The 19,969-nt window shown below is 66.6% G+C and carries 18 protein-coding genes; 14 read left to right on the forward strand and 4 right to left on the reverse strand.

Going from position 1 to position 19,969, the window contains the following annotated elements:
• Together JYA52_RS10760 and JYA52_RS10765 are read left to right on the forward strand one after the other, a co-directional pair.
• On the forward strand, positions 1–1,266 hold the full coding sequence (locus JYA52_RS10760) for an alkaline phosphatase family protein (protein WP_205653182.1): 1,266 nt from the start codon (positions 1–3) through the stop codon (positions 1,264–1,266).
• Positions 1,259–2,008, forward strand: a complete 750-nt coding sequence (locus JYA52_RS10765) for a thymidine kinase (protein WP_205653183.1) — start codon at positions 1,259–1,261, stop codon at positions 2,006–2,008. Before JYA52_RS10760 ends, JYA52_RS10765 begins: the two co-directional genes overlap by 8 nt.
• Before the next feature lie 7 nt (positions 2,009–2,015).
• Here JYA52_RS10765 and sepH read toward each other — a convergent pair whose 3' ends face one another.
• A complete protein-coding gene (gene sepH / locus JYA52_RS10770) occupies positions 2,016–3,500 on the reverse strand; it encodes a septation protein SepH (RefSeq protein WP_205653184.1) in 1,485 nt (494 codons plus the stop codon).
• Between the two features lie 280 nt (positions 3,501–3,780).
• Here sepH and JYA52_RS10775 point away from each other — a divergent pair, with 280 nt between their 5' ends.
• Positions 3,781–4,080 (forward strand): DUF4193 domain-containing protein, encoded by a 300-nt coding sequence (locus JYA52_RS10775; protein WP_205653185.1) that lies wholly within the window; start codon positions 3,781–3,783, stop codon positions 4,078–4,080.
• A gap of 11 nt (positions 4,081–4,091) precedes the next feature.
• Here JYA52_RS10775 and JYA52_RS10780 read toward each other — a convergent pair whose 3' ends face one another.
• Positions 4,092–4,598 carry a DUF3093 domain-containing protein gene (locus JYA52_RS10780; RefSeq protein WP_205653186.1) on the reverse strand — a complete coding sequence of 169 codons (507 nt, stop codon included), beginning with the start codon at positions 4,596–4,598 and terminating at the stop codon, positions 4,092–4,094.
• Positions 4,599–4,742: 144 nt separating this feature from the next.
• Between JYA52_RS10780 and dut the strand changes: the two genes are divergently transcribed.
• From dut to JYA52_RS10800, 4 genes are all read left to right on the forward strand, one after another.
• A complete protein-coding gene (gene dut / locus JYA52_RS10785; RefSeq protein WP_372433798.1) occupies positions 4,743–5,270 on the forward strand; it encodes a dUTP diphosphatase in 528 nt (175 codons plus the stop codon).
• A gap of 118 nt (positions 5,271–5,388) precedes the next feature.
• Positions 5,389–6,108: a DUF3710 domain-containing protein gene (locus JYA52_RS10790; protein WP_205653187.1), complete on the forward strand. Its 720-nt coding sequence runs from the start codon at positions 5,389–5,391 to the stop codon at positions 6,106–6,108.
• The gene (locus tag JYA52_RS10795; RefSeq protein ID WP_205653188.1) at positions 6,101–6,451 is read left to right on the forward strand and encodes a single stranded DNA-binding domain-containing protein; all 351 of its coding nucleotides are present in this window, start codon (positions 6,101–6,103) and stop codon (positions 6,449–6,451) included. The genes JYA52_RS10790 and JYA52_RS10795 overlap by 8 nt, the downstream gene beginning before the upstream one ends.
• The gene (locus JYA52_RS10800; protein WP_205653189.1) at positions 6,448–7,212 is read left to right on the forward strand and encodes a DUF3159 domain-containing protein; all 765 of its coding nucleotides are present in this window, start codon (positions 6,448–6,450) and stop codon (positions 7,210–7,212) included. The genes JYA52_RS10795 and JYA52_RS10800 overlap by 4 nt, the downstream gene beginning before the upstream one ends.
• Here JYA52_RS10800 and JYA52_RS10805 read toward each other — a convergent pair.
• Positions 7,173–7,916, reverse strand: a complete 744-nt coding sequence (locus tag JYA52_RS10805; protein WP_205653190.1) for a potassium channel family protein — start codon at positions 7,914–7,916, stop codon at positions 7,173–7,175. The genes JYA52_RS10800 and JYA52_RS10805 overlap by 40 nt on opposite strands.
• On the reverse strand, positions 7,917–8,588 hold the full coding sequence (locus JYA52_RS10810) for a potassium channel family protein (protein WP_205653191.1): 672 nt from the start codon (positions 8,586–8,588) through the stop codon (positions 7,917–7,919).
• A 92-nt stretch (positions 8,589–8,680) separates the two neighbouring features.
• Between JYA52_RS10810 and JYA52_RS10815 the strand changes: the two genes are divergently transcribed.
• The 7 genes from JYA52_RS10815 to JYA52_RS10845 all read left to right on the forward strand — a co-directional run bounded on the left by JYA52_RS10815 (position 8,681) and on the right by JYA52_RS10845 (position 19,898).
• Complete coding sequence (locus JYA52_RS10815; protein ID WP_307869360.1) at positions 8,681–10,657, forward strand: APC family permease; 1,977 nt, start codon at positions 8,681–8,683, stop codon at positions 10,655–10,657.
• A complete protein-coding gene (locus JYA52_RS10820) occupies positions 10,654–12,036 on the forward strand; it encodes a class I SAM-dependent RNA methyltransferase (RefSeq protein ID WP_205653192.1) in 1,383 nt (460 codons plus the stop codon). The genes JYA52_RS10815 and JYA52_RS10820 overlap by 4 nt, the downstream gene beginning before the upstream one ends.
• Positions 12,037–12,191: 155 nt before the next feature.
• Positions 12,192–15,002 carry an aconitate hydratase AcnA gene (gene acnA, locus JYA52_RS10825; RefSeq protein ID WP_205653193.1) on the forward strand — a complete coding sequence of 937 codons (2,811 nt, stop codon included), beginning with the start codon at positions 12,192–12,194 and terminating at the stop codon, positions 15,000–15,002.
• A gap of 202 nt (positions 15,003–15,204) precedes the next feature.
• The gene (gene dxs, locus JYA52_RS10830) at positions 15,205–17,178 is read left to right on the forward strand and encodes a 1-deoxy-D-xylulose-5-phosphate synthase (RefSeq protein WP_205653194.1); all 1,974 of its coding nucleotides are present in this window, start codon (positions 15,205–15,207) and stop codon (positions 17,176–17,178) included.
• A gap of 86 nt (positions 17,179–17,264) precedes the next feature.
• Entirely contained in the window at positions 17,265–17,825 is a 561-nt protein-coding gene (locus JYA52_RS10835; protein ID WP_205653195.1) for a hypothetical protein, read from the forward strand.
• A 34-nt stretch (positions 17,826–17,859) separates the two neighbouring features.
• The gene (locus tag JYA52_RS10840; protein ID WP_205653196.1) at positions 17,860–18,837 is read left to right on the forward strand and encodes an aldo/keto reductase; all 978 of its coding nucleotides are present in this window, start codon (positions 17,860–17,862) and stop codon (positions 18,835–18,837) included.
• A complete protein-coding gene (locus tag JYA52_RS10845) occupies positions 18,837–19,898 on the forward strand; it encodes a nucleoside hydrolase (protein WP_240460204.1) in 1,062 nt (353 codons plus the stop codon). Before JYA52_RS10840 ends, JYA52_RS10845 begins: the two co-directional genes overlap by 1 nt.
• Positions 19,899–19,969 lie beyond the last annotated feature (71 nt).

The raw sequence follows: 19,969 nt of genomic DNA on the forward strand, positions 1-19,969 counted from the left end.
ATGGCGCCGGAACACGACCTGCCTTCCCCCGCCCCCTCAACTCTTTCCGCATCACCTCTTTCCGCAACACTGCTGCCTCCGGCACCGGCCTACGGGCGCCGGTCCGTGGCCGAGGTGCTGGGCAGCGCTGCGGCAAGCATCGGCGTTGACGGCTTCGAGAACCGGCTCGGGCTGCCGCCGGCCCGGCGGATTTGTGTTGTCCTCGCCGACGGCCTCGGGCGCAGCCTGCTGAAGCAGAAGTCGGCCCACACGCCGTTCCTCCGCGGCGTCATGCAACGGGGCCAGGGGGACGTCCCGGTATGGCTCGATTCCGCGTTTCCCTCCACGACTGCCGCTTCCCTCGCGAGCCTTGGCACTGGACTGGCCCCCGGCCAGCACGGGCTCGTGGGCTATGACGTCCTGGACCCCGACCAGGACAAAGTGGTCAACATGCTGGGCAACTGGGATGCCGGCGTGGATCCGCTGGACTGGCAGCCTTTCCCCACGATCCTGGAACGGGCTGCGGAGCACGTCGACGTCACTACCGTGAGCCTTCCCCAATTCGGCGACTCGCCCATGACCCGCGCCGCCCTGCGGGGAGGAACTTTCGTCTCCGGAATAACGTCGCATGCCCGTACGGCTGCCGCTGCGGAGGCGATGGCCGCTTCCGACGCGTCCCTCATGTACTTCTACGTGAACGACCTCGACAAGGCAGGCCACCGGCACGGTTCGCAGTCGCCGGAGTGGGAACACCAGCTCGAAGAACTGGATGCAACGGTCAAGCGCCTTGACTCCACCCTTCCCGCGGGAACCACGGTGCTGCTCACAGCAGATCACGGCATGCTGGATGTGGCGGAGGCCCAGCGGATCGACTACTCGGCCGACCCCGCACTGGTGGCCGGCGTCAGGCACACCGCGGGGGAACCCCGCATGCTCCACCTCTACCTTGAGGAAGACGCGGGCAATGCCGACGCCGGGACCGCCCGGCAGCGTCTCCTGGACGCCTGGCGGAGCCGGTTCGGCGAGCGGATCTGGGCCTTTACCCGGGAAGAGGCCATTGGTGCCGGCCTCTTCGGCCCGGTCCGGTCCGGCGTCGAGCGTCGTGTCGGCGACGTCATGATCGCGGCCCGCGATGCACTTGCTTTCTATGACACCCGCCGTGTGCGTCCCACCGCCATGGAGGTGGTGGGGCAGCACGGGTCCCTGACCAAGGCGGAGCGGGAAGTCCCGCTGCTCTGCTTCCAGGCCGCGGGCAAGACCCCCGGCCCCCGGAGAGCACGTGGCTGAGCTAGTCTTCTTCTCCGGCACCATGGACTGCGGAAAGTCCACGCTTGCGCTGCAGATGGATTACAACCACCGTGCCCGCGGACGCGGCGGGGTCCGCTTCAGCTGCAACGACCGCGCAGGCGGCTCACGCATCTCAAGCAGGCTAGGACTTGAGACGGACGCCGTCGAGGTGGTGGACACCACGGATTTCTGGGACGAAGTGGTGCTGCGCCGCACGCGGGGCGTCCGCGTCGACTACCTCATCTGCGACGAAGCCCAGTTCTATTCGCCCGCGCAGGTGGAACAGCTCGCGCGGATAGTGGACGAGATCGAGGTTGACGTCTTCGCGTTTGGGATCACTGCCGATTTCCGCACCCGGCTCTTCCCCGGTTCGCAGCGGCTGATTGAGCTCGCGGACCGGGTCCAGGTGCTGCAGGTGGAGGCACTCTGTTGGTGCGGCCGACGCGCCACCCACAATGCCAGGACAGTGGACGGCGTGATGGTCATGGAGGGCGCCCAGGTGGTGGTGGGCGACGTCGAAATGGCCGCTGACGGGGCGCCCGCCGGTTCTCCGGCAGACGCGTCCGCAGCCGGACCGGCGGTCGGGTACGAGACGCTCTGCCGGCGGCATTTCATGCGCCGGGTCACCGCCCACGGCGCCAACATCATGGCCCGGCAGGACCAGTTGCTTCCGTTTGAAGTTGACGCCTGCCTGTGGCGCGGTGCCAGTAGCAGTGCAGGGAGCACCGCCGCGAACGCCTAGCAGGGATCTAGTCGCCCCGGGTGCCGAAGACTATCTCGTCCCAGCTTGGAACACTGGACCGCTTGGGCCTCGACGGCTGGCGCTCGGGTTCGTCACGGTCCGGTTCCGGGCGGGCGGGTGTTCCCTGGTCCGCGGCCCTGCCGCTATCAAGCCTGCGGCGTGGAGTTCCCCGGCCGAGCAGTTCGTCCAGCCCCGCGTTGCCGGCGGCAGGACTGTCGGAACCCTGTGCGGGCCGGTCCGCCGGCTTGTCGGTCGGTGCTGGAACTGCCGGGGCTGCCGGGGTGTCCCGGCCTGCATTGCCGACCGGCCGCAGCGGGGACGGGACGATGGTGATCTCCCGGGTGTCCGTGCTGACGCCTTCGTGGAGCGTGAGCGAATCGTCTTCAGGCTCTGGATGCCGGGGCGCGAGGCTGAGGCGGGACATCATGGAGGGCCGGCCGTCGCGCCTGCGCGTTCCTGGCACTGTCTCGGCCGCCGGGGACTCCTGTGCCTCCGCCTCGGCGGGCTCGTCAGGTTCATCACGTTCGGCCGGTTCGCCCGGGTTTCGCTCCGAGGCGGCGGGAATCTCCGCCGGCCGGGGGTGCGCCGCCGGGACCCCGTGGGTCAGCAGGAGCGCCAGGGCGTCGTCGCTGTCCTCGTCGAGGCCCAGCCGCTGACCCCTGCGGGAGCGCAGCATGTCGAGCAGGCCGTCAGCGTCCTTCTGCTGGTCGGCACCCTGCTGGTTGGCGCCCTGCTGGTTCGCGCCCTGCTGGTTCGCGCCCTGCTGGTTCGCGCCCTGCTGGTTCGCGCCCTTCCGGGCTGTCGCCTCGGCGTCGGTTTCAAAATCGAACGGCCGGTCCGAAACGGCCGAAAGCCTGCGCGCGGGCACCGGACCGTCCAGGGGCTCGAGCTCACTGAGCTGCTGGGCCCAGCGGTTGGCGTTCTGCAAGGATTTGCGGGACGGATTGAACGTCCACATGGCAGGGGGCTCTTCACCGATGCTGGCGTGCCCGCCCGGCGGGGTATCGAATCTTGCCACCACCGTCCAGGTTCCATCCGGGCGCCGCCAGGAATCCCATTCAAGGGTGGAGGTTGCGATGCCGTGGGCGGCCAGACGGTGGCCCACCATATCGCCCAGAGTGGCAGGGTTATCGCCGAAAGCCGACCGGTAGATGTCATGGCCGGGGGCAGGGGACGCGACCTCCACCCTGCGGGCCTGCTGTGCCACGTATTCACGCTCGGCCAGGACCGGACCCTCGTAGCGTTCGACTTTTTCCAGCGGCAGCCCGGAAGCTTCGGCGACCTCCGCGGCCGTAGCGCCGCTGCGGATCCTCGCCTGGATGTCGCGCGGAGACAGGGCAGCAACCGGCCCGGCCGGTTTCCGCACGGAAGGCCGGCTTGCCGCCAGCCGTAACGCTTCGTTGATCGGCAGCTGGAACATCTCGCCGCCGGTGCCGCTCAACAGGAGATGCTCCCCGTCGTCGTGGACGCCTACAAGCCGTAGATCCTGCATACAATCCTCCACCCTGGCATTACTATCAATCGAAACTCTGCCACCCGAGCCTGTCTTTTCCTGTTAGGACGAAGGGCGCGCCGCGAAATTCCGGGACTTTCGGGCCGTGCGGAGAGACGTCACGCCGGCGGGGGACTGCGCCGGAAGCTCCCCGGGCCGGGCTATGGCTTTTCCTTGCGGCATAGGGAAAAATGGCCCCGGACCGGGCACAAACTGACGGCGCTCGGCGTTGTGCACGGTGGATTATCCACGCGCGTCGACGGAGGGTGGGCAGCAGACCATGGCGACAGACTATGACGCACCGAGGAAGTCGGAAGAAGACCTCAACGAGGATTCGATTGAGGAGCTGAAGACTCGCCGTGCCGACAAACCGACGGCTGTGGTTGAAGAGGACGAAGCCGATCTCGCTGAGGGGTATGAGCTGCCCGGTGCTGACCTCTCCGGCGAGGAACTGCTGGTCCGGGTCATGCCTGCCCAGGCTGACGAGTTCACCTGTTCCTCATGCTTCCTGGTCCGGCACCGCTCCCAGATCGCCCGCGAAAAAGACGGCCGCCTCTACTGCCGGGACTGCGAAGGCTAAGACTGCGCAGGCTAGGACTGGCCCGCGGCGTTCCTCGCGGTGAGCGCGGCCACCAGCTCCTCCGGGCGGCGCGTGGACGTCAACCAATATGGCGTGGGATCCGAGGGATCGTTGATCTCGATGCGGACCACGGGATCGATCCAGCCGCGGATGCAGAGATAGGCGATGCCATTGAGGCGGGTACCGCGCTCGGCGGTGGCTTCCGTGCCGCGGAACGCCTCAACGTGGCCAATGAGCCCACGATCGATGCTGGCCCGCCCCACCTGGAGCGTCCGGCCCGTGACCGATATAGCCGGCGTTGACAGGATCAGCAAGACCGCTTCGATGGCGAAGAGGACGGCGGCGGCCGTGAAGCCGGCCGCAGTGCTGATAGGTGCGAAGACAAGGATGCCCGCGCCGGCCAGTCCCGCGGCAACCAGCCAGATCCACACACCGGGCCACAGCTTTTCGGCAAAAACAACGGTGTCATCCTGCGGAGGCTGGTGGCGGGCAGGCATGGGGGCGCTTGATTCGGGCATGCTCCCAGCTTTCCATCTTTGCCGGGGCTTTTCATCCCGGCCTCTCCGGGCTTCTTCCCGGAGTCCCGGCCAGTAGGTCCGGGGAAGCTGCGGACGATAGAGTGAGGAACTGTGACTGACGAAAAAACAGCCATTAGGCCAACGCTGCAGCACGCGGCACCGGACGCTGCGACGCCCGCTTCGGCGGAAGCGCTGCCCGCGGCAGAGTATGGAGCGCCAACTGTGCAGGTTCAACTGAAAATGCTCGACGACGGCCTGGAAGCGCCGTCGTACGCCCACCCCGGCGACGCCGGCGCCGACCTGCGCGCCCGTGAGGACGTGGTCCTTGAACCGGGCGAGCGGCGGCTCGTGCCCACCGGCGTCTCCATCGCCCTTCCTGACGGGTTCGTGGCACTGATCCACCCCAGGTCCGGCCTCGCGACTAAGCACGGCCTCACGGTGGTCAATGCGCCCGGAACTGTTGACGCGGGCTACCGCGGCGAAATCGCCGTGACGCTGCTGAACACGGACCGTGAGCATGCGATTGAGCTTCGGCGCGGCGATAGAATTGCACAGATGGTCATCCAGCGCGTGGAGTATGCCCAGTTTGTCTCTGTAGGGGAACTGAGTGACTCCGTCCGCGGCGCAGGTGGCTTCGGCTCGACGGGCGGCTTCGCGGTTCCGCGACCCTAGGTTCCACGACCTGGGTTTCCGCGACCCGGCCTCCCGGGACGGCCGAAGGCGGCCAGCACCAGACAGGATGCGGCCCCCGCGGGCCCGTGCGAAAAGATCACAACTAAGGAGACAACCCATGGTTTTTGGGCGGGGCAAGAAAGCCAAAAAAGAAGCGGCCTCAGAGCCGGAGGACGTCCGGGAGGACGGCGCCGCCGAGTCGGCCAACGCCGCCACTGCAGAGTCCGGCCGCAGCGTCACCGGCCCCTTTGATGTCTCCGAAATCAGCAGCCGGGACGGCTATGTGGACCTGGGCGCCCTGCTCATTGCCCCCCGCGAAGGTCTTCAGCTGCGGCTGGAGGTGGAGGAGGCAACGCAACGGGTCGTGGCGGTGACCATGGATCTGGACGCGTCCAGCCTGCAGCTCCAGGCTTTCGCTGCACCGCGGTCAGAGGGCCTTTGGGACGAGATCCGCGAGCAGATTGGGCAGTCGGTCGGCGGCCAGGGCGGCCAGGTCGAAGAAATCCAGGGCGACTTTGGCACCGAGCTCGTGGCCAAGCTGCCCTCCAGCGCCAGCGATGGCAGCCAGGGATACCGGGTAGCCCGCTTCATCGGCGTCGACGGACCACGGTGGTTTCTCCGTGGCGTGTTCGGAGGCGAAGCGGCACAGAACCGGGACGCCGCCGCCGGACTCGAGGAACTGTTCCGCAAGATCGTGGTCATCCGCGGAGACAACCCCATGCCGCCCAGGGATCTCCTGCAGTTGCGCCTGCCCAAGGACGCGCCTGGACCGGTGCCTCCGGGCACGCCGGAATTCGAGCAGCCCGAGCGCGGTCCGGAGATCACCCAGATTGGTTGATGCCGGCCGCCGCACGCAGGACGGGCCGGTACCCATCAGCGGGCTGCCGGAACGGGGGCGCGTTCTGTGCCACGGCTTCATCGAATCGGTGACGTACGTGCCTGCCATGCAGGTGGCGGCATTCACGGCCACGGTTGTGGATCACGACCGCCCGGCGCGGACAACCCCGGCCCCGACGGCACAGCACGGCCGGCTGCGGGTCATCTGGTTGGGGCGCCGCCGCGTACCGGGCATCGACCCCGGGACCGAAGTCCGGCTGGACGGCATGCTGGCCGTGCGGGACGGTGTGCCGACCATGTTCAATCCCCGCTACGAAATATTGTCCCGCCAGGAGAACTCATGACACTGCCCGAAAAACCCGAACCGGGAGCGGAAGGGTCCGAACCCGCGCCGGCACCGGACGCTCCGGGGCTGGCGGGCCTGGCCGAGGGCTATGCCTCCAAGGCAGGGCTGCACCGCACGGATGACGGCCGCATCGACGTCCTCAAGAGCGCCGGCGGCTACCAGGGGATCGCGGAGAGCATCCTCCCCGGCCTGGTCTTCCTCATATCGTTCACCATCACCGCTGACCTGACGACGTCGCTCATTGCGGCGCTGGCCGCAGCCGCGGTGTTTACCGTCGTGCGCCTGATTCAGCGCCGTCCCTTGACGCAGGCCCTTGCCGGAGTGGTCGGCGTCGGCATTTCCGCCTGGCTCGCCAACACCACCGGCAAGGCGGAGGACTTCTACCTGCCCGGATTCCTGACCAACGCCGCCTATATCGTGGCGATGGTCGTCTCCATCGCCGTGCGGTGGCCCATCGCCGGGCTGCTGTTCGGCTTCATCCGCAACGAAGGCCTGGACTGGCGGCAGCACCCGGCAAGGGTACGCGCCTACCAGCTGGGCACCTGGATTATCGTGGGGGTGCTGGCGCTGCGCCTCGTGGTGCAGGTGCCTCTGTACCTCATGGGTCCTGACGGGCTGGCAGCACTGGCAACCACCCGGCTCATCATGGGCGCGCCACTGTACATCCTGGGCGTGTGGCTGGCATGGCTGGTCACGCGGCCGGCAGCGCCGCCGGGGACTCAGCCCTCGAAGCCGTCAGCCTCCAACGATTCAGTCTGAGCCTGGCTTTCTTCCGGTTCCGGCGCCAGCTCCTGGCCTTCACCTGATCCAGGCGACAGCAGCTCACGCAGCTGCGCCTCGGCGGCAATCGTGGTGACGAAGAACAGCTCATCGCCGCCGTCGATGACATCGTCCCGGCTGGGCGTAATCGGTGCCTGGTCGCGGAGGATCGCCACGAGTGTGGAGTCTTCCGGCCAGTCGATGCTTCCCACGGTGAGCCCGATGGCGTGCGAGTCATGCGGCACGGTGAACTCCACGAGGGATGACACGCCGGTCTGCAGCGTGAGCAGCCGGACGAGGTCGCCGATTTCCACGGCCTCCTCGACGAGCGCCGTCATGAGCTGCGGGGTGTTGACGGCGACGTCCACGCCCCAGGAATCATTGAACATCCAGTCATTCTTCGGGTTGTTCACGCGACCCACCGTGCGCCCGACCCCGAATTCCGTCTTGGCCAGGAGCGAAACGACGAGGTTCACTTTGTCATCACCCGTGGCAGAGACGACGACGTCGGCGTCTTCAAGTTTTGCGTCCTGCAGCGTGCTCAGTTCGCAGGCATCGCCAACCAGCCAGTGGGCCCCCCGCAGCCCGCTCCGGCCAATGACCTCCGGCTTGAGATCGATGAGCAGGATCTCGTGCTTATGGGCCAGCAGCTCGCGGGCAATCGAGGAGCCGACGCTTCCGGCCCCGACGATGACGACTTTCACTTAGGACTCCTTGGCGGGTGCTTGGGCGAGAATGTGGGCCACTTCTGCGCTGCGGTCCAGGCGCATCATGGCGTGGACGGTGTCGCCGTCCTGGTATGAGGTGGCGGCGGTGGGAAGCATCCCTTCGCCGAACCGGGTCAGGTACGCGACGCGCACATCGGCGGCCTTTTCGATCGAGGACACGGAGTGGCCGATCCAGGCGGAATTGATGTCGAGTTCGCCAAGGACCAGCCGGCCCGACGGTTCCCGGAAATCACCGGCCAGGTGCTGTTCGGGGAGGATGCGGCGGAGGACCTGGTCTGCGCTCCAGCGCACGGCGGCCACGGTGGGGATGCCCAGCCGCTGATAGATCTCGGCCCGGCCGGGATCGTAGATCCTGGCCACGACGTGCTGCACATGGAAGGTTTCGCGGGCCACGCGGGTGGCCAGAATGTTGGAGTTGTCACCGCTGGAGACCGCGGCGAACGCGTACGCCTCTGCGACCCCGGCCTGCTTCAGCGTGTCCCGGTCGAAGCCCACGCCGGTGACCTTGCGGCCGGTGAAGCCGGAACGGAGCCGGCGGAAGGCCCGGTCGTCCTGGTCGATGATGGCCACCGAATGGCCTGCGTCCTCGAGTGTGTGAGCCAGGGTTGCCCCGACGCGTCCACAGCCCATGATCACGAAGTGCGCCACCCGTGTCTCCTCCAGTTGTCCTGCTGCTCCGTAAGACTCTACCGCCGGAATCCCGCCATGACATCGCGCGTGAATCAGACTAACTTTGTGTGGTGCTGACAATTCTGAATGCCGTGAAGCGGGTGCTGGTGGGGAGGCCCTTCCGGACCGACCGGATGGCCCACACGCTCCTGCCGAAGCGGATCGCGCTTCCCGTCTTCGCGTCGGACGCGCTGTCGTCCGTGGCCTATGCGCCCGACGAGATCCTCCTCACACTGGCCCTGGCGGGCGTGAGCGCCGTGGCATTCTCTCCTCTGGTGGGACTCGCGGTCATGGTGGTGCTGCTGACGGTCGTCGCCTCCTACCGGCAGAACGTCCATGCCTATCCGTCAGGCGGCGGCGACTACGAAATCGCCAACGTGAACCTGGGGAAGCACGCCGGGCTGACGGTGGCGTCCGCCCTGCTCGTTGACTACGTGCTGACCGTCGCCGTATCCATGTCGTCGGCCGCGACCTACCTGACCACCGCAATTCCGTCCCTCCACGGCCAGCAGGCCGCGTTCGCCACCGTCGGCGTCGTGATCCTGGCCCTCGTGAACCTGCGCGGGATCAAGGAAGCGGGAAGCGTTTTTGCCGTGCCCACCTACATCTTCATGGCGTCGATCCTGGGCATGACCGCCGTCGGGATTTTCCAGGCCCTGACAGGGCAGCTGGGCCAGGCGCCATCGGCGGCGTTTACGATCGTCCCGGCCGACGGCTTCGATGAGGGCCTTGTCGGCCTTGCCGGGGCGTTCCTGCTGCTGCGCGCGTTCTCCTCGGGCGCCGCCGCCCTGACCGGCGTGGAGGCGATCAGCAACGGCGTTCCCAATTTCCGGAAGCCGAAAAGCAAGAACGCCGCCACCACGCTGCTGCTCCTGGGCATCATTGCCTCGGCCATGCTGGCAGGGATCATCTACCTGGCCAATGCCACCAAGGTGCACATTGTGCTGGATCCGGCCACGGAGTTCCTGCTGAACGGGAGTCCGCTTCCCGAGGGCTATATCCAGAGCCCGGCCATCAGCCAGATCGCGCAGACCGTCTTCGGGCCGGGATCCATCCCCTTCTACATCGTGGTTGCGGCCACCGGCGTGATCCTCGTCTTCGCGTCCAACACTGCCTTCAACGGTTTTCCCGTGCTGGGGTCCATCCTTGCCCAGGACGGTTACCTGCCCCGGCAGCTCCGCACCCGCGGCGACCGCCTGGCCTTCAGCAACGGCGTGCTCGCACTGGCCGCCGGGGCGCTCGTGCTCATCATTTCCTTCAACGCCGACGTCACCAAGCTGATCCAGCTGTACATCGTGGGTGTGTTCATCTCGTTCACGGCAAGCCAACTGGGCATGATCCGCCACTGGGGACGCGAGCTCAAACTGGTCCGGGATAAGGCGGTGCGGCTCCGGGTCATCAAATCCCGGACCATCAACATGATCGGCTTCGGGATGACCGCGCTGGTGCTGGTGATCGTGCTCATCACCAAGTTTGAGCAGGGTGCCTGGATCGCACTCCTGGCGATGTTTGTCCTGTTCCTCATCATGTGGAGCATCCGGGCCCACTACGACAACGTGGCCAAGGAACTCGCCGTGGACGAGGACTCCTCGCCGCGGGCCCTGCCCACCAGGGTCCACGCGGTGCTGCTCGTTTCGCACGTCCGCAAGCCGGTCCTCCGCGCCCTGGCGTATGCGCGGGCCTCCCGGCCGTCCCGGCTGGATGCCATCACCGTGGACATCAACGAGGAAGAGACGGCCCACACGCTGGCGGACTGGGAAAAGCTGGACATCCCCGTGCCGCTGACGGTCCTCGCCAGCCCCTACCGCGAGACTGTCACTCCCATCATGGAGTACATCAAGAACATGCGCAGGGACTCGCCCCGCGACCTGATCGTCGTCTACATACCCGAATATGTGGTCGGCAAGTGGTGGGAGCAGCTCGTGCACAACCAGACGGCGCTGCGCATCAAAACCCGGCTCCACTTCGAACCCGGCGTCATGGTGGCCAGTGTTCCGTGGCAGCTCAAATCATCCGAAGAAGCAAAGAAACTGCAGGACATCCAATGAACCCCGAACCACTGACCTCCTCCGCCGGCGCAGAACTGGTGGTGGACATCGGCCCCGTGGCCCACGGCGGCCACTGCGTGGCGCGGCACGAGGGCCGGGTGGTATTCGTCCGCCACGGCATCCCCGGGGAGAAGGCGCGGATCCGCCTGACGGATGCGGGGGAGTCCGCCAAATTCTGGCGGGCCGACGTCGTGGAGGTTCTGGACCCCTCACCGGACCGTGTCCCGCACTTCTGGCGCGTCGCCGATGCGCCGGCTTCGTGGGGGCACGGGCGGCCGCCGGTCGGCGGCGCCGAACTGGGACACATCTCCCTGGCCCGCCAGCGGCGCCTCAAGTCCGAGGTGCTGGCCGAACAGCTGAGGCGGCTGGCCGGCGTCGATCTTTCACCTGAGGTGGAAGCGGTGGGCGGCGCCACCGCGGACGGCGGCGAAACGCACGACGGCGAAACGCACGACGGCGGCGCCGGCCTCGCGTGGCGGACCCGGGCCGGTTTTACAATCACCGCCGGCGGCAAGCTCGGCATGCACGCGCACCGTTCGGACCATGTCATTCCGGTCCGGGAAATGCCGCTCGCGGTCGAGGGCGTCAACGCGCTCCGGTTGTGGGACATCGATCTGCAGGGCATCGAGCGGGTGGAGGTTGCGGCACCGGCAAACGGATCGCGGCCGCTCGTGCTCCTCGTGCCTGCGCCCGGCACCCGTGCCAAACGGCTCAGCTCCATCCTGGCCCAGCTCCCCGCGGACATTTCGGTGGCCAGTTATGATCCGCTCAAGGATGAGACGCTGCAGCTGCGGGGACGGACCTGGGTACAGGAGTCCGCCGCGGGCCACGATTACCGGGTCACGGGCGCCGGATTCTGGCAAATCCACCGGGACGCCCCGGAAACGCTGGTGGGCGCCGTCACCGGTCTCCTGCACGACGGCGGGTTCCTGGAGCCTGGTGCGGCAGTGGCCGATCTCTATGCCGGTGCCGGACTGTTCACCGCCCCGCTCGCCGATGCCGTTGGCGAAACAGGCTCGGTGCTGTCGGTGGAAGGCGCTCCCGGAACGAGCAGGGACGCGCGGAAGAATCTCCACGGTGCGCCGCAGGTGGAAATCGTGCAGGGCCGCGTGGAGCGGGTGCTGCGCCAGCGCCCCCGGAGCTTCGATGCACTGGTGCTGGATCCGCCGCGCGCCGGCGCCGGCAAGGCCGTGGTGAACCAGCTCATGGCCGCCAGCCCGCGGGCCATCGCGTATGTTTCCTGCGACCCGGCATCGTTTGCCCGGGACATCGGGTACTTCCAGCAGGGCGGCTGGTCCCTCGCGCAGCTCCGGGCGTTCGATCTGTACCCGCATACGCACCACCTGGAGACGGTGGCCCTGCTGACTCCCCGCGGCTGATGCCACTAGGATGGGCGGAGTAGTCCCACGTCGCGCGCCGTATGTCTCGGCTGACCCCATGCTCTTTTGTAGGACCATGTACTAATTAGGCTGACCTAACTAGCAAGCGGTCTACCGCGCGACAAAGATGAAACTGTTGCGAGAGGAGTCCTGCGATGAGCACTGTGGACAGCTTCGGTTCAAAAGGCAAACTTAATGTAGCCGGAACCGAATACGAAATTTTCCGGTTGAACTCCGTTGAAGGTTCAGAAAACCTTCCGTTCAGCCTCAAGGTATTGCTTGAAAACCTGTTGAGGACCGAGGACGGCGCGAACATCACTGCCGATCACGTTCGCGCCCTCGCTGGGTGGGATCCAAATGCCCAGCCCGACACTGAAATCCAGTTCACGCCTGCCCGCGTGATCATGCAGGACTTCACCGGCGTTCCCTGCGTCGTGGACCTTGCCACCATGCGCGAGGCGGTGAAGGAGCTCGGCGGCGATCCGAAGAGGGTGAACCCGCTGGCACCTGCGGAAATGGTCATTGACCACTCCGTGCAGATTGATGCTTTCGGTAACTCCGGCGCGCTGGAGCGCAACATGGAGATCGAATACCAGCGCAATGGTGAGCGCTACCAGTTCCTGCGCTGGGGACAGACGGCCTTTGATGACTTCAAGGTCGTCCCGCCGGGAACCGGCATCGTGCACCAGGTCAACATCGAATACCTGGCACGCACCATCATGACCCGCGAAATTGACGGCGCCCTGCGCGCCTACCCCGACACCTGCGTCGGCACCGACTCGCACACCACCATGGTGAACGGCCTCGGTGTGCTCGGCTGGGGCGTCGGCGGCATCGAAGCCGAGGCGGCCATGCTGGGCCAGCCGGTTTCCATGCTGATCCCGCGCGTCGTCGGCTTCAAGCTGACCGGCTCCATTCCTGCCGGCGCCACCGCCACCGACGTCGTCCTGACCATCACCGAACAGCTGCGCAAGCACGGCGTCGTGGGCAAGTTCGTGGAGTTCTACGGCGAAGGCGTGGCAGAAGTGCCGCTGGCCAACCGCGCGACCATCGGCAACATGAGCCCGGAGTTCGGCTCCACGGCCGCAATGTTCCCGATCGACGACGTCACAATCGAGTACCTGCGCCTCACCGGCCGCTCGGAGGAGAACGTTGCCCTCGTCGAGGCGTACGCCAAGGAGCAGGGCCTCTGGCACGACCCGTCGAAGGAGATCAAGTTCTCCGAGTACCTCGAGCTGGACCTGTCCACCGTTGTTCCGTCCATCTCCGGCCCGAAGCGTCCCCAGGACCGCATCGAGCTGACGGACGCCAAGGAGCAGTTCCGCAAGGACATCCACAACTACGTCACGCTCGAAGACGGCAGTGTGGACGAGTCCCTCGACGAGTCCTTCCCTGCGTCGGATTCACCGTCGTTCACCCACGCAGACTCCCACACGACCGATTCGGCACGTGTTGTTTCCGCAGCCAACGGTTCTGAGGGCCGCCCGTCCAGCCCCGTCCACATCACGATGGAAGACGGCCGCGAGTTCGAGCTGGACCACGGCGCAGTGTCGATCGCGTCGATCACCTCCTGCACGAACACCTCCAACCCGTCGGTGATGCTGGCTGCCGCGCTGCTGGCCCGCAACGCCGTCGACAAGGGCCTGACCTCCAAGCCGTGGGTCAAGACCTCCGTGGCTCCCGGCTCCAAGGTAGTCACCGACTACTACGAGAAGTCCGGACTGACGCCGTACCTGGAGAAGCTTGGCTTCTACATCGTGGGCTATGGCTGTGCAACCTGCATCGGCAACTCCGGTCCGCTGGACGCTGAGATCTCCGAGGCCATCCAGGCCAACGACCTTTCCGTCACGGCTGTCCTGTCCGGCAACCGCAACTTCGAAGGCCGCATCAACCCGGACGTGAAGATGAACTACCTGGCCTCCCCGCCGCTGGTCATCGCCTACGCCCTTGCCGGATCCATGGACTTCGACTTCGACACCGACGCCCTGGGCCAGGACGCGAACGGCAACGACGTCTTCCTGAAGGACATCTGGCCGAACCCGGTCGAGGTCCAGCAGGTCATCGATTCCTCGATCGACAAGGAAATGTTCGCCCGCGGCTACGAGGGTGTCTTCGAAGGCGACGACCGCTGGAAGGCCCTCGACACCCCGGCAGGCGACACCTTCGCATGGGACGAGAAGTCCACGTACGTGCGGAAGCCCCCGTACTTCGAGGGCATGAAGGCACAGCCGGAACCGGTCCAGGACATCAGCGGTGCGCGTGTACTGCTCAAGCTGGGCGATTCGGTCACCACCGACCACATCTCCCCGGCCGGCTCCTTCAAGTCGGACACCCCGGCAGGCCAGTACCTGCTGGCCAACGGTGTGGAGCGCAAGGACTTCAACTCCTACGGCTCGCGCCGCGGTAACCACGAAGTCATGATCCGCGGCACCTTCGCCAACATCCGCATCAAGAACCAGCTGCTGGACGGAGTGGAAGGCGGCTTCACCCGCGACTTCACCCAGGCTGACGGCCCGCAGGCCTATGTCTACGACGCTGCGCAGAACTACCAGGCCGCCGGCACCCCGCTGGTTGTCCTGGCGGGCAAGGAGTACGGCTCCGGTTCATCGCGTGACTGGGCAGCCAAGGGCACCGCGCTGCTGGGCGTCAAGGCCGTCATCGCCGAGAGCTACGAGCGCATCCACCGCTCCAACCTGATCGGCATGGGCGTCCTTCCGCTGCAGTTCCCGGCCGGCGAGTCCGCTGCCACGCTGGGGCTGACCGGTACGGAATCCTTCGCTGTTGAGGGTGTCACAGCACTCAACGAAGGCACCACGCCGAAGACGCTCAAGGTTACGGCCACCGCCGAAGACGGCACCGTCAAGTCGTTCGATGCGGTCCTCCGCATCGATACGCCGGGCGAAGCCGACTACTACCGCAACGGCGGCATCCTGCAGTACGTGCTGCGCCAGATCTCCGCAAACTAGCGGAGCCTGCCCGAGGGCAGATCAGGCAAAGAGCCCCGACCGGTCAATGACCGGCCGGGGCTTTTGCCTTCACCTCACGCCGCAAGCAGGGCCCCGTGACTGTGCTTGGCGCGGCGACCGCCCGCGGCGGCCTGCCCGGCGCGGGCGGCCACCCGGAGGCGTTAGAGTTAAAAGGCATGTCTACCACCCGAAGGAGGGCCCGTTGGGAATCTTGGAGACCATCCGGAATCCGCAGGACCTGAGCAAGTTGTCCGAGGCGCAGCTGGATCAGCTGGCCGCCGAGGTCAGGGAGTTCCTGATCGGCAACGTCTCCCAGACGGGCGGGCACCTTGGCCCCAACCTCGGCGTCGTCGAGCTGACCATGGCGGTGCACCGGATCTTTGATTCGCCCCGCGACAGCATCGTCTTCGACACCGGCCACCAGTCCTACGTGCACAAACTCCTTACCGGGCGCCAGGATTTCAGCACCCTCCGCCAGCAGGGCGGGCTGTCCGGGTACCCAGACCGCGCTGAATCCGAGCACGACATCGTCGAAAGCTCGCACGCCTCGTCCTCGCTGTCCTGGGCCGACGGGATCTCCCGTGCCCGCCAGCTTACCGGTGACGGCGACCGCTACGTCATCGCCGTCGTCGGGGACGGCGCCCTCACGGGCGGCATGGCCTGGGAAGCCATCAACAACATCGCCGCCGACAAGAGGCGCCGCGTCGTTATCGTGGTCAACGACAACGGCAGGTCCTATGCCCCCACTGTTGGCGGATTTGCCGACTACCTTGCGTCCCTGCGCCCCACCATCGACTCGCTGCGGGCTGCCCCCGCCTACGAAGTCGCCCTCGACTGGTGGAAGAAAAAGCTCCAGAGCGGCGGCCCGGTGGGCCAGTTCACCTACAAGAGCCTGCATGCCATGAAAAAAGGCATCAAGGACTGGTGGGCTCCCCAAGGTATGTTCGAAGACCTCGGCATGAAGTACATCGGCCCCGTGGACGGCCATAATCTGCAGGCCCTGGAACATGCCCTGTCCACGGCCAAGAATTACGCCGGCCCGGTGATTGTGCACGCCATGACGGAGAAGGGCCACGGCTACGCGCCCGCGCGTGCGCACGAAGCCGACCAGTTCCACGCTGTGGGGATCATCGACCCCGAAACCGGAGAGCCCGCCGAGGCCGGGGGAGCGAAGTCCTGGACCTCCGTCTTCGCGGATGAAATCGCCGACATCGCCGATGAGCGCAAGGACATCGTCGGGATCACCGGCGCCATGCTCATCCCCGTGGGGCTGCACAAGTTCGCCGCCCGCCACCCGGAGCGGGTGTTCGACGTCGGCATCGCCGAACAGCACGCCCTCACCTCCGCTGCCGGCATGGCCTTCGGCGGACTGCACCCCGTCGTCGCCGTCTACGCGACCTTCCTCAACCGCGCCTTCGACCAGCTGCTGATGGACGTTGCGCTGCACAAGGCGGGCGTCACCGTTGTCCTGGACCGCGCCGGTGTCACGGGTCCCGACGGCGCCAGCCACCACGGGATGTGGGACATGGCCATGGTTCAGATCGTTCCCGGGCTCCACCTGGCGGCCCCGCGGGACGCCACGCGGCTGCGGGAGGAACTGCGCGAAGCGGTCGCCGTTGAGGATGCGCCCACCGTGATTCGCTACTCCAAGGGAACGGTCGGGGCCGAGGTCGAAGCCATCGAGCGGCTGGCCGACGGCGTGGACGTCCTCGCCCGCCGGCCGGCCGGCTCCACCGAGAACGACGTGCTGATTGTCAGTGTGGGTGCCATGTCCGAACTCGCCCTGAACGTTTCGAACCGGCTGGGCGCGCAGGGCATCAGCTCCACTGTGGTGGATCCGCGCTGGGTACTGCCGGTCCGGAAGTCGATCATCGCCCTGGCCGCCCGGCACCGCCTGGTGATCTGCATCGAGGACGGCGTCCGCGCCGGCGGCGTGGGATCCCGGATCCGCCAGGAGATGCGCGCGGCCGGCGTGGACACGGCCCTGAATGAAGTGGGCCTGCCGGTGGAGTTCCTGGACCATGGCTCCCGCAGCCAGGTGCTGGAGCGGGTCGGCCTCACCGCGCAACAGATCACCCACGACGTCGTCGCACAGGTCCTGGGCACCAAGGTGCCCTTTGCCCGGCCCCTGCCGGGGCAGGAGCACCCCACCACGGGCAGCCTGCCCAAGCTGTAGTACGGCTCCCGTAAGAATTACCAGGCCGTAAAGGCACAACTCCCACCGTTCGGCGGCACAGGCCGCGGGCGATCCAAAGGACGGGCATGAGCGGAATCATCAGGGTTTACAAACGCGACGACGAAGGGGTCCTCCAATTCAGGGAGGCCTGGTTCGACGAGGACTACAGCCAGTTCGTCATGAACCACGGGACCGTAGGGCACCAGAGCAAGACGGATGAAACCGACGTCGCTGATGCCGAGGCGGCGGAGCGGCTGATGGATGCGTTCGCCGCGCAGTGCGCCGAGGACGGCTATGCCGAGATTCCCGACGAAGAGCAGTACTGGGTGGTGGCCCAGTACGCCCTCAAGACCCGGGAAGGCACCAGCCGGGACCGGTACCTCGAGGAAAAAGCCAAGGATGCCCTGATCAGCCACCTGGCCTGGCGCGGCCTGGGCACGGTTGAGCGCTCGGAATTCAGCGACTCCAAGCTCAACATTTTCTGCCTGTGCCCGGATGTGAACAAAGCCGTGAATGCCATCAAGGTCTGCATCCGCGGCGAAGACCTGGACTTCACCAAGCTGAGCATCGGCGCCGCCCCGTTCACTGACCCAACGGCACTGAAACTCAAGCACTCTCCAAAACAGGCTGCCGGGTTCACCCTGTAATACCCGCCCCGAACGGCCGTTATAGGGTGTTTTCATGACTGAATACCGCCGCTTGGGTAAATCCGGACTCACCGTCTCCGTCGTGGGACTCGGCTGCAACAACCTGGGCCGGGCGAATACGGTGACGGAGTCACAGGAGGGGACCGACGCCGTCGTACATGCCGCCCTCGACGCGGGGGTGACGTTATTCGACGTCGCGGATTCATACGGCCGGGAACCCGGCCTGAGCGAGACCATGCTCGGCAGGGCGCTCGGCAGCAGGCGGGACGAGGCTGTGGTGGCGACCAAGTTCGGCCTGGATATGCGCGGGGCCAACGGCAGGGACTACGGCGCCCGCGGCTCCCGGAGCTACATCATCCGTGCTGCCGAGGCTTCCCTCCGGCGGCTGGGCACGGACTGGATTGACCTGTACCAGTTCCACAGCCCGGATCCGCTCACGCCGATCGAAGAGACCCTCGACGCGCTCGATGAGCTGGTGACGAGCGGCAAGGTCCGTTACATCGGCCATTCCAACCGCGCCGGCTGGCAGATCGCCGAAGCCGAATTCGTCGCCCGTGCACGTGGCGGTTCCCGGTTCATCTCGGCGCAGAACCACTACAACCTGCTGGACCGCCGCGCGGAACTGGAGGTTGTTCCGGCCGCCGAGGCCTACGGGATCGGTGTGTTGCCGTACTTCCCGCTCGCGAACGGGCTCCTGACCGGAAAATATGCGCCGGACCAGGCCCCCGAAGGTTCGCGACTCAGCCACACCCGGACGCATCTGGTGCACGACGCCGACTGGCAGCAGCTGAAACAGTTCAGCGCCTTTGCGGCGGAGCGCGGCCTCACGGAAGTGCAGGTCGCATTCTCCTGGCTGGCGGCGCAGCCGGCGGTCGGCAGCGTCATTGCCGGAGCCACCCGGCCCGAGCAGGTCCGGCAGAACGCTGAAGCTGTGGCCTGGGTCCCGGACAGGGCCGAACTGGAAGAGCTTGATGCCATTTTCCCGCGGACACCCAAGGTGGCCCTGTTCTGATGGACGATGTCCTGACGCGCTCCGTCCCGACGCACTCCGTCCTGATGGACGTGGACACCGGGATTGACGACGCCCTGGCGCTGGTTTACCTGCTGTCCCGCCCGGAGGTCCGGATCGAGGCGATCACCTGCACGGCGGGGAACGTGGGAGCCAGGCAGGTGGCGCTGAACAACCTGGCACTGCTGCAGCTTTGCGGCAGATCCGGCGTGGAAGTGGCTCTCGGTTCTGAAGTACCCCTTGAGATTCCGCTGGTCACCACCGAGGAAACGCACGGTCCGCAGGGAATCGGCTATGCGGAACTGCCGTTTCCGGCGCAGCAGATTTCTCCGCGGCATGCGGTGGACGTGTGGGTGGACACCGTCCGGGCTCATCCGGGGGAGATCACGGGCCTCATCACCGGCCCGCTGACCAACTTCGCGCTGGCCCTGCGCCGCGAGCCGGCTCTGCCCACGCTGCTGAAGGGCCTCGTGATCATGGGCGGGTGCTTCAACTACCAAGGGAACACCACGCCCACGGCGGAATGGAACGTCTCGGTTGACCCGCACGCGGCACAGGAGGTCTTCGCCGCCTACAGCGGACTCCCCGCGGACAGCCTGCCCGTGGTGTGCGCGCTGGAGACCACCGAACGGATTGAGCTCCGGCCCGAGCACCTGCAACGCCTGGGGGAGGCTGCCGGGGCACAGGAACCGGAGCTCGTGCTGCCGGAGCAGCCGGAAGGCCAGCGCAGCGCCTCGGACAATCCGCTCGTGGCCTGCCTCTCGGACGCCGTCCGCTTTTACCTGGAGTTCCACCGGCTGTACGGCCAGGGTTATGTCGCCCACATGCACGATGCGTTCGCGGCAGCCGCCGCCATCGGCCGTACCCCTGTGCAGACGCGGCCGGCCACCGTGCATGTGGAAACCGTGTCGCCCCGGCTCATCGGCACCACGGTGGCTGACTTCCGCGGCATCTGGAACGAACCGCCGAATGCCCGGATCGTCACCGCGAACGATCCCGGGCAGTGCTTCGACGAGCTCATCTCCTCAGTGGCGGCCCTGGCCCGCACACTGGCGCGGCCCTAGCGCCGCGACCTGCAGCGCAGCCGTAGCACGGCCGGCCAGCGGATCGGTAGGATGGTAGCCGCGTCGAGGTG

Origin of the sequence: Arthrobacter pascens, from assembly GCF_017052465.1 — a bacterium.
Lineage (GTDB): Bacteria > Actinomycetota > Actinomycetes > Actinomycetales > Micrococcaceae > Arthrobacter > Arthrobacter pascens.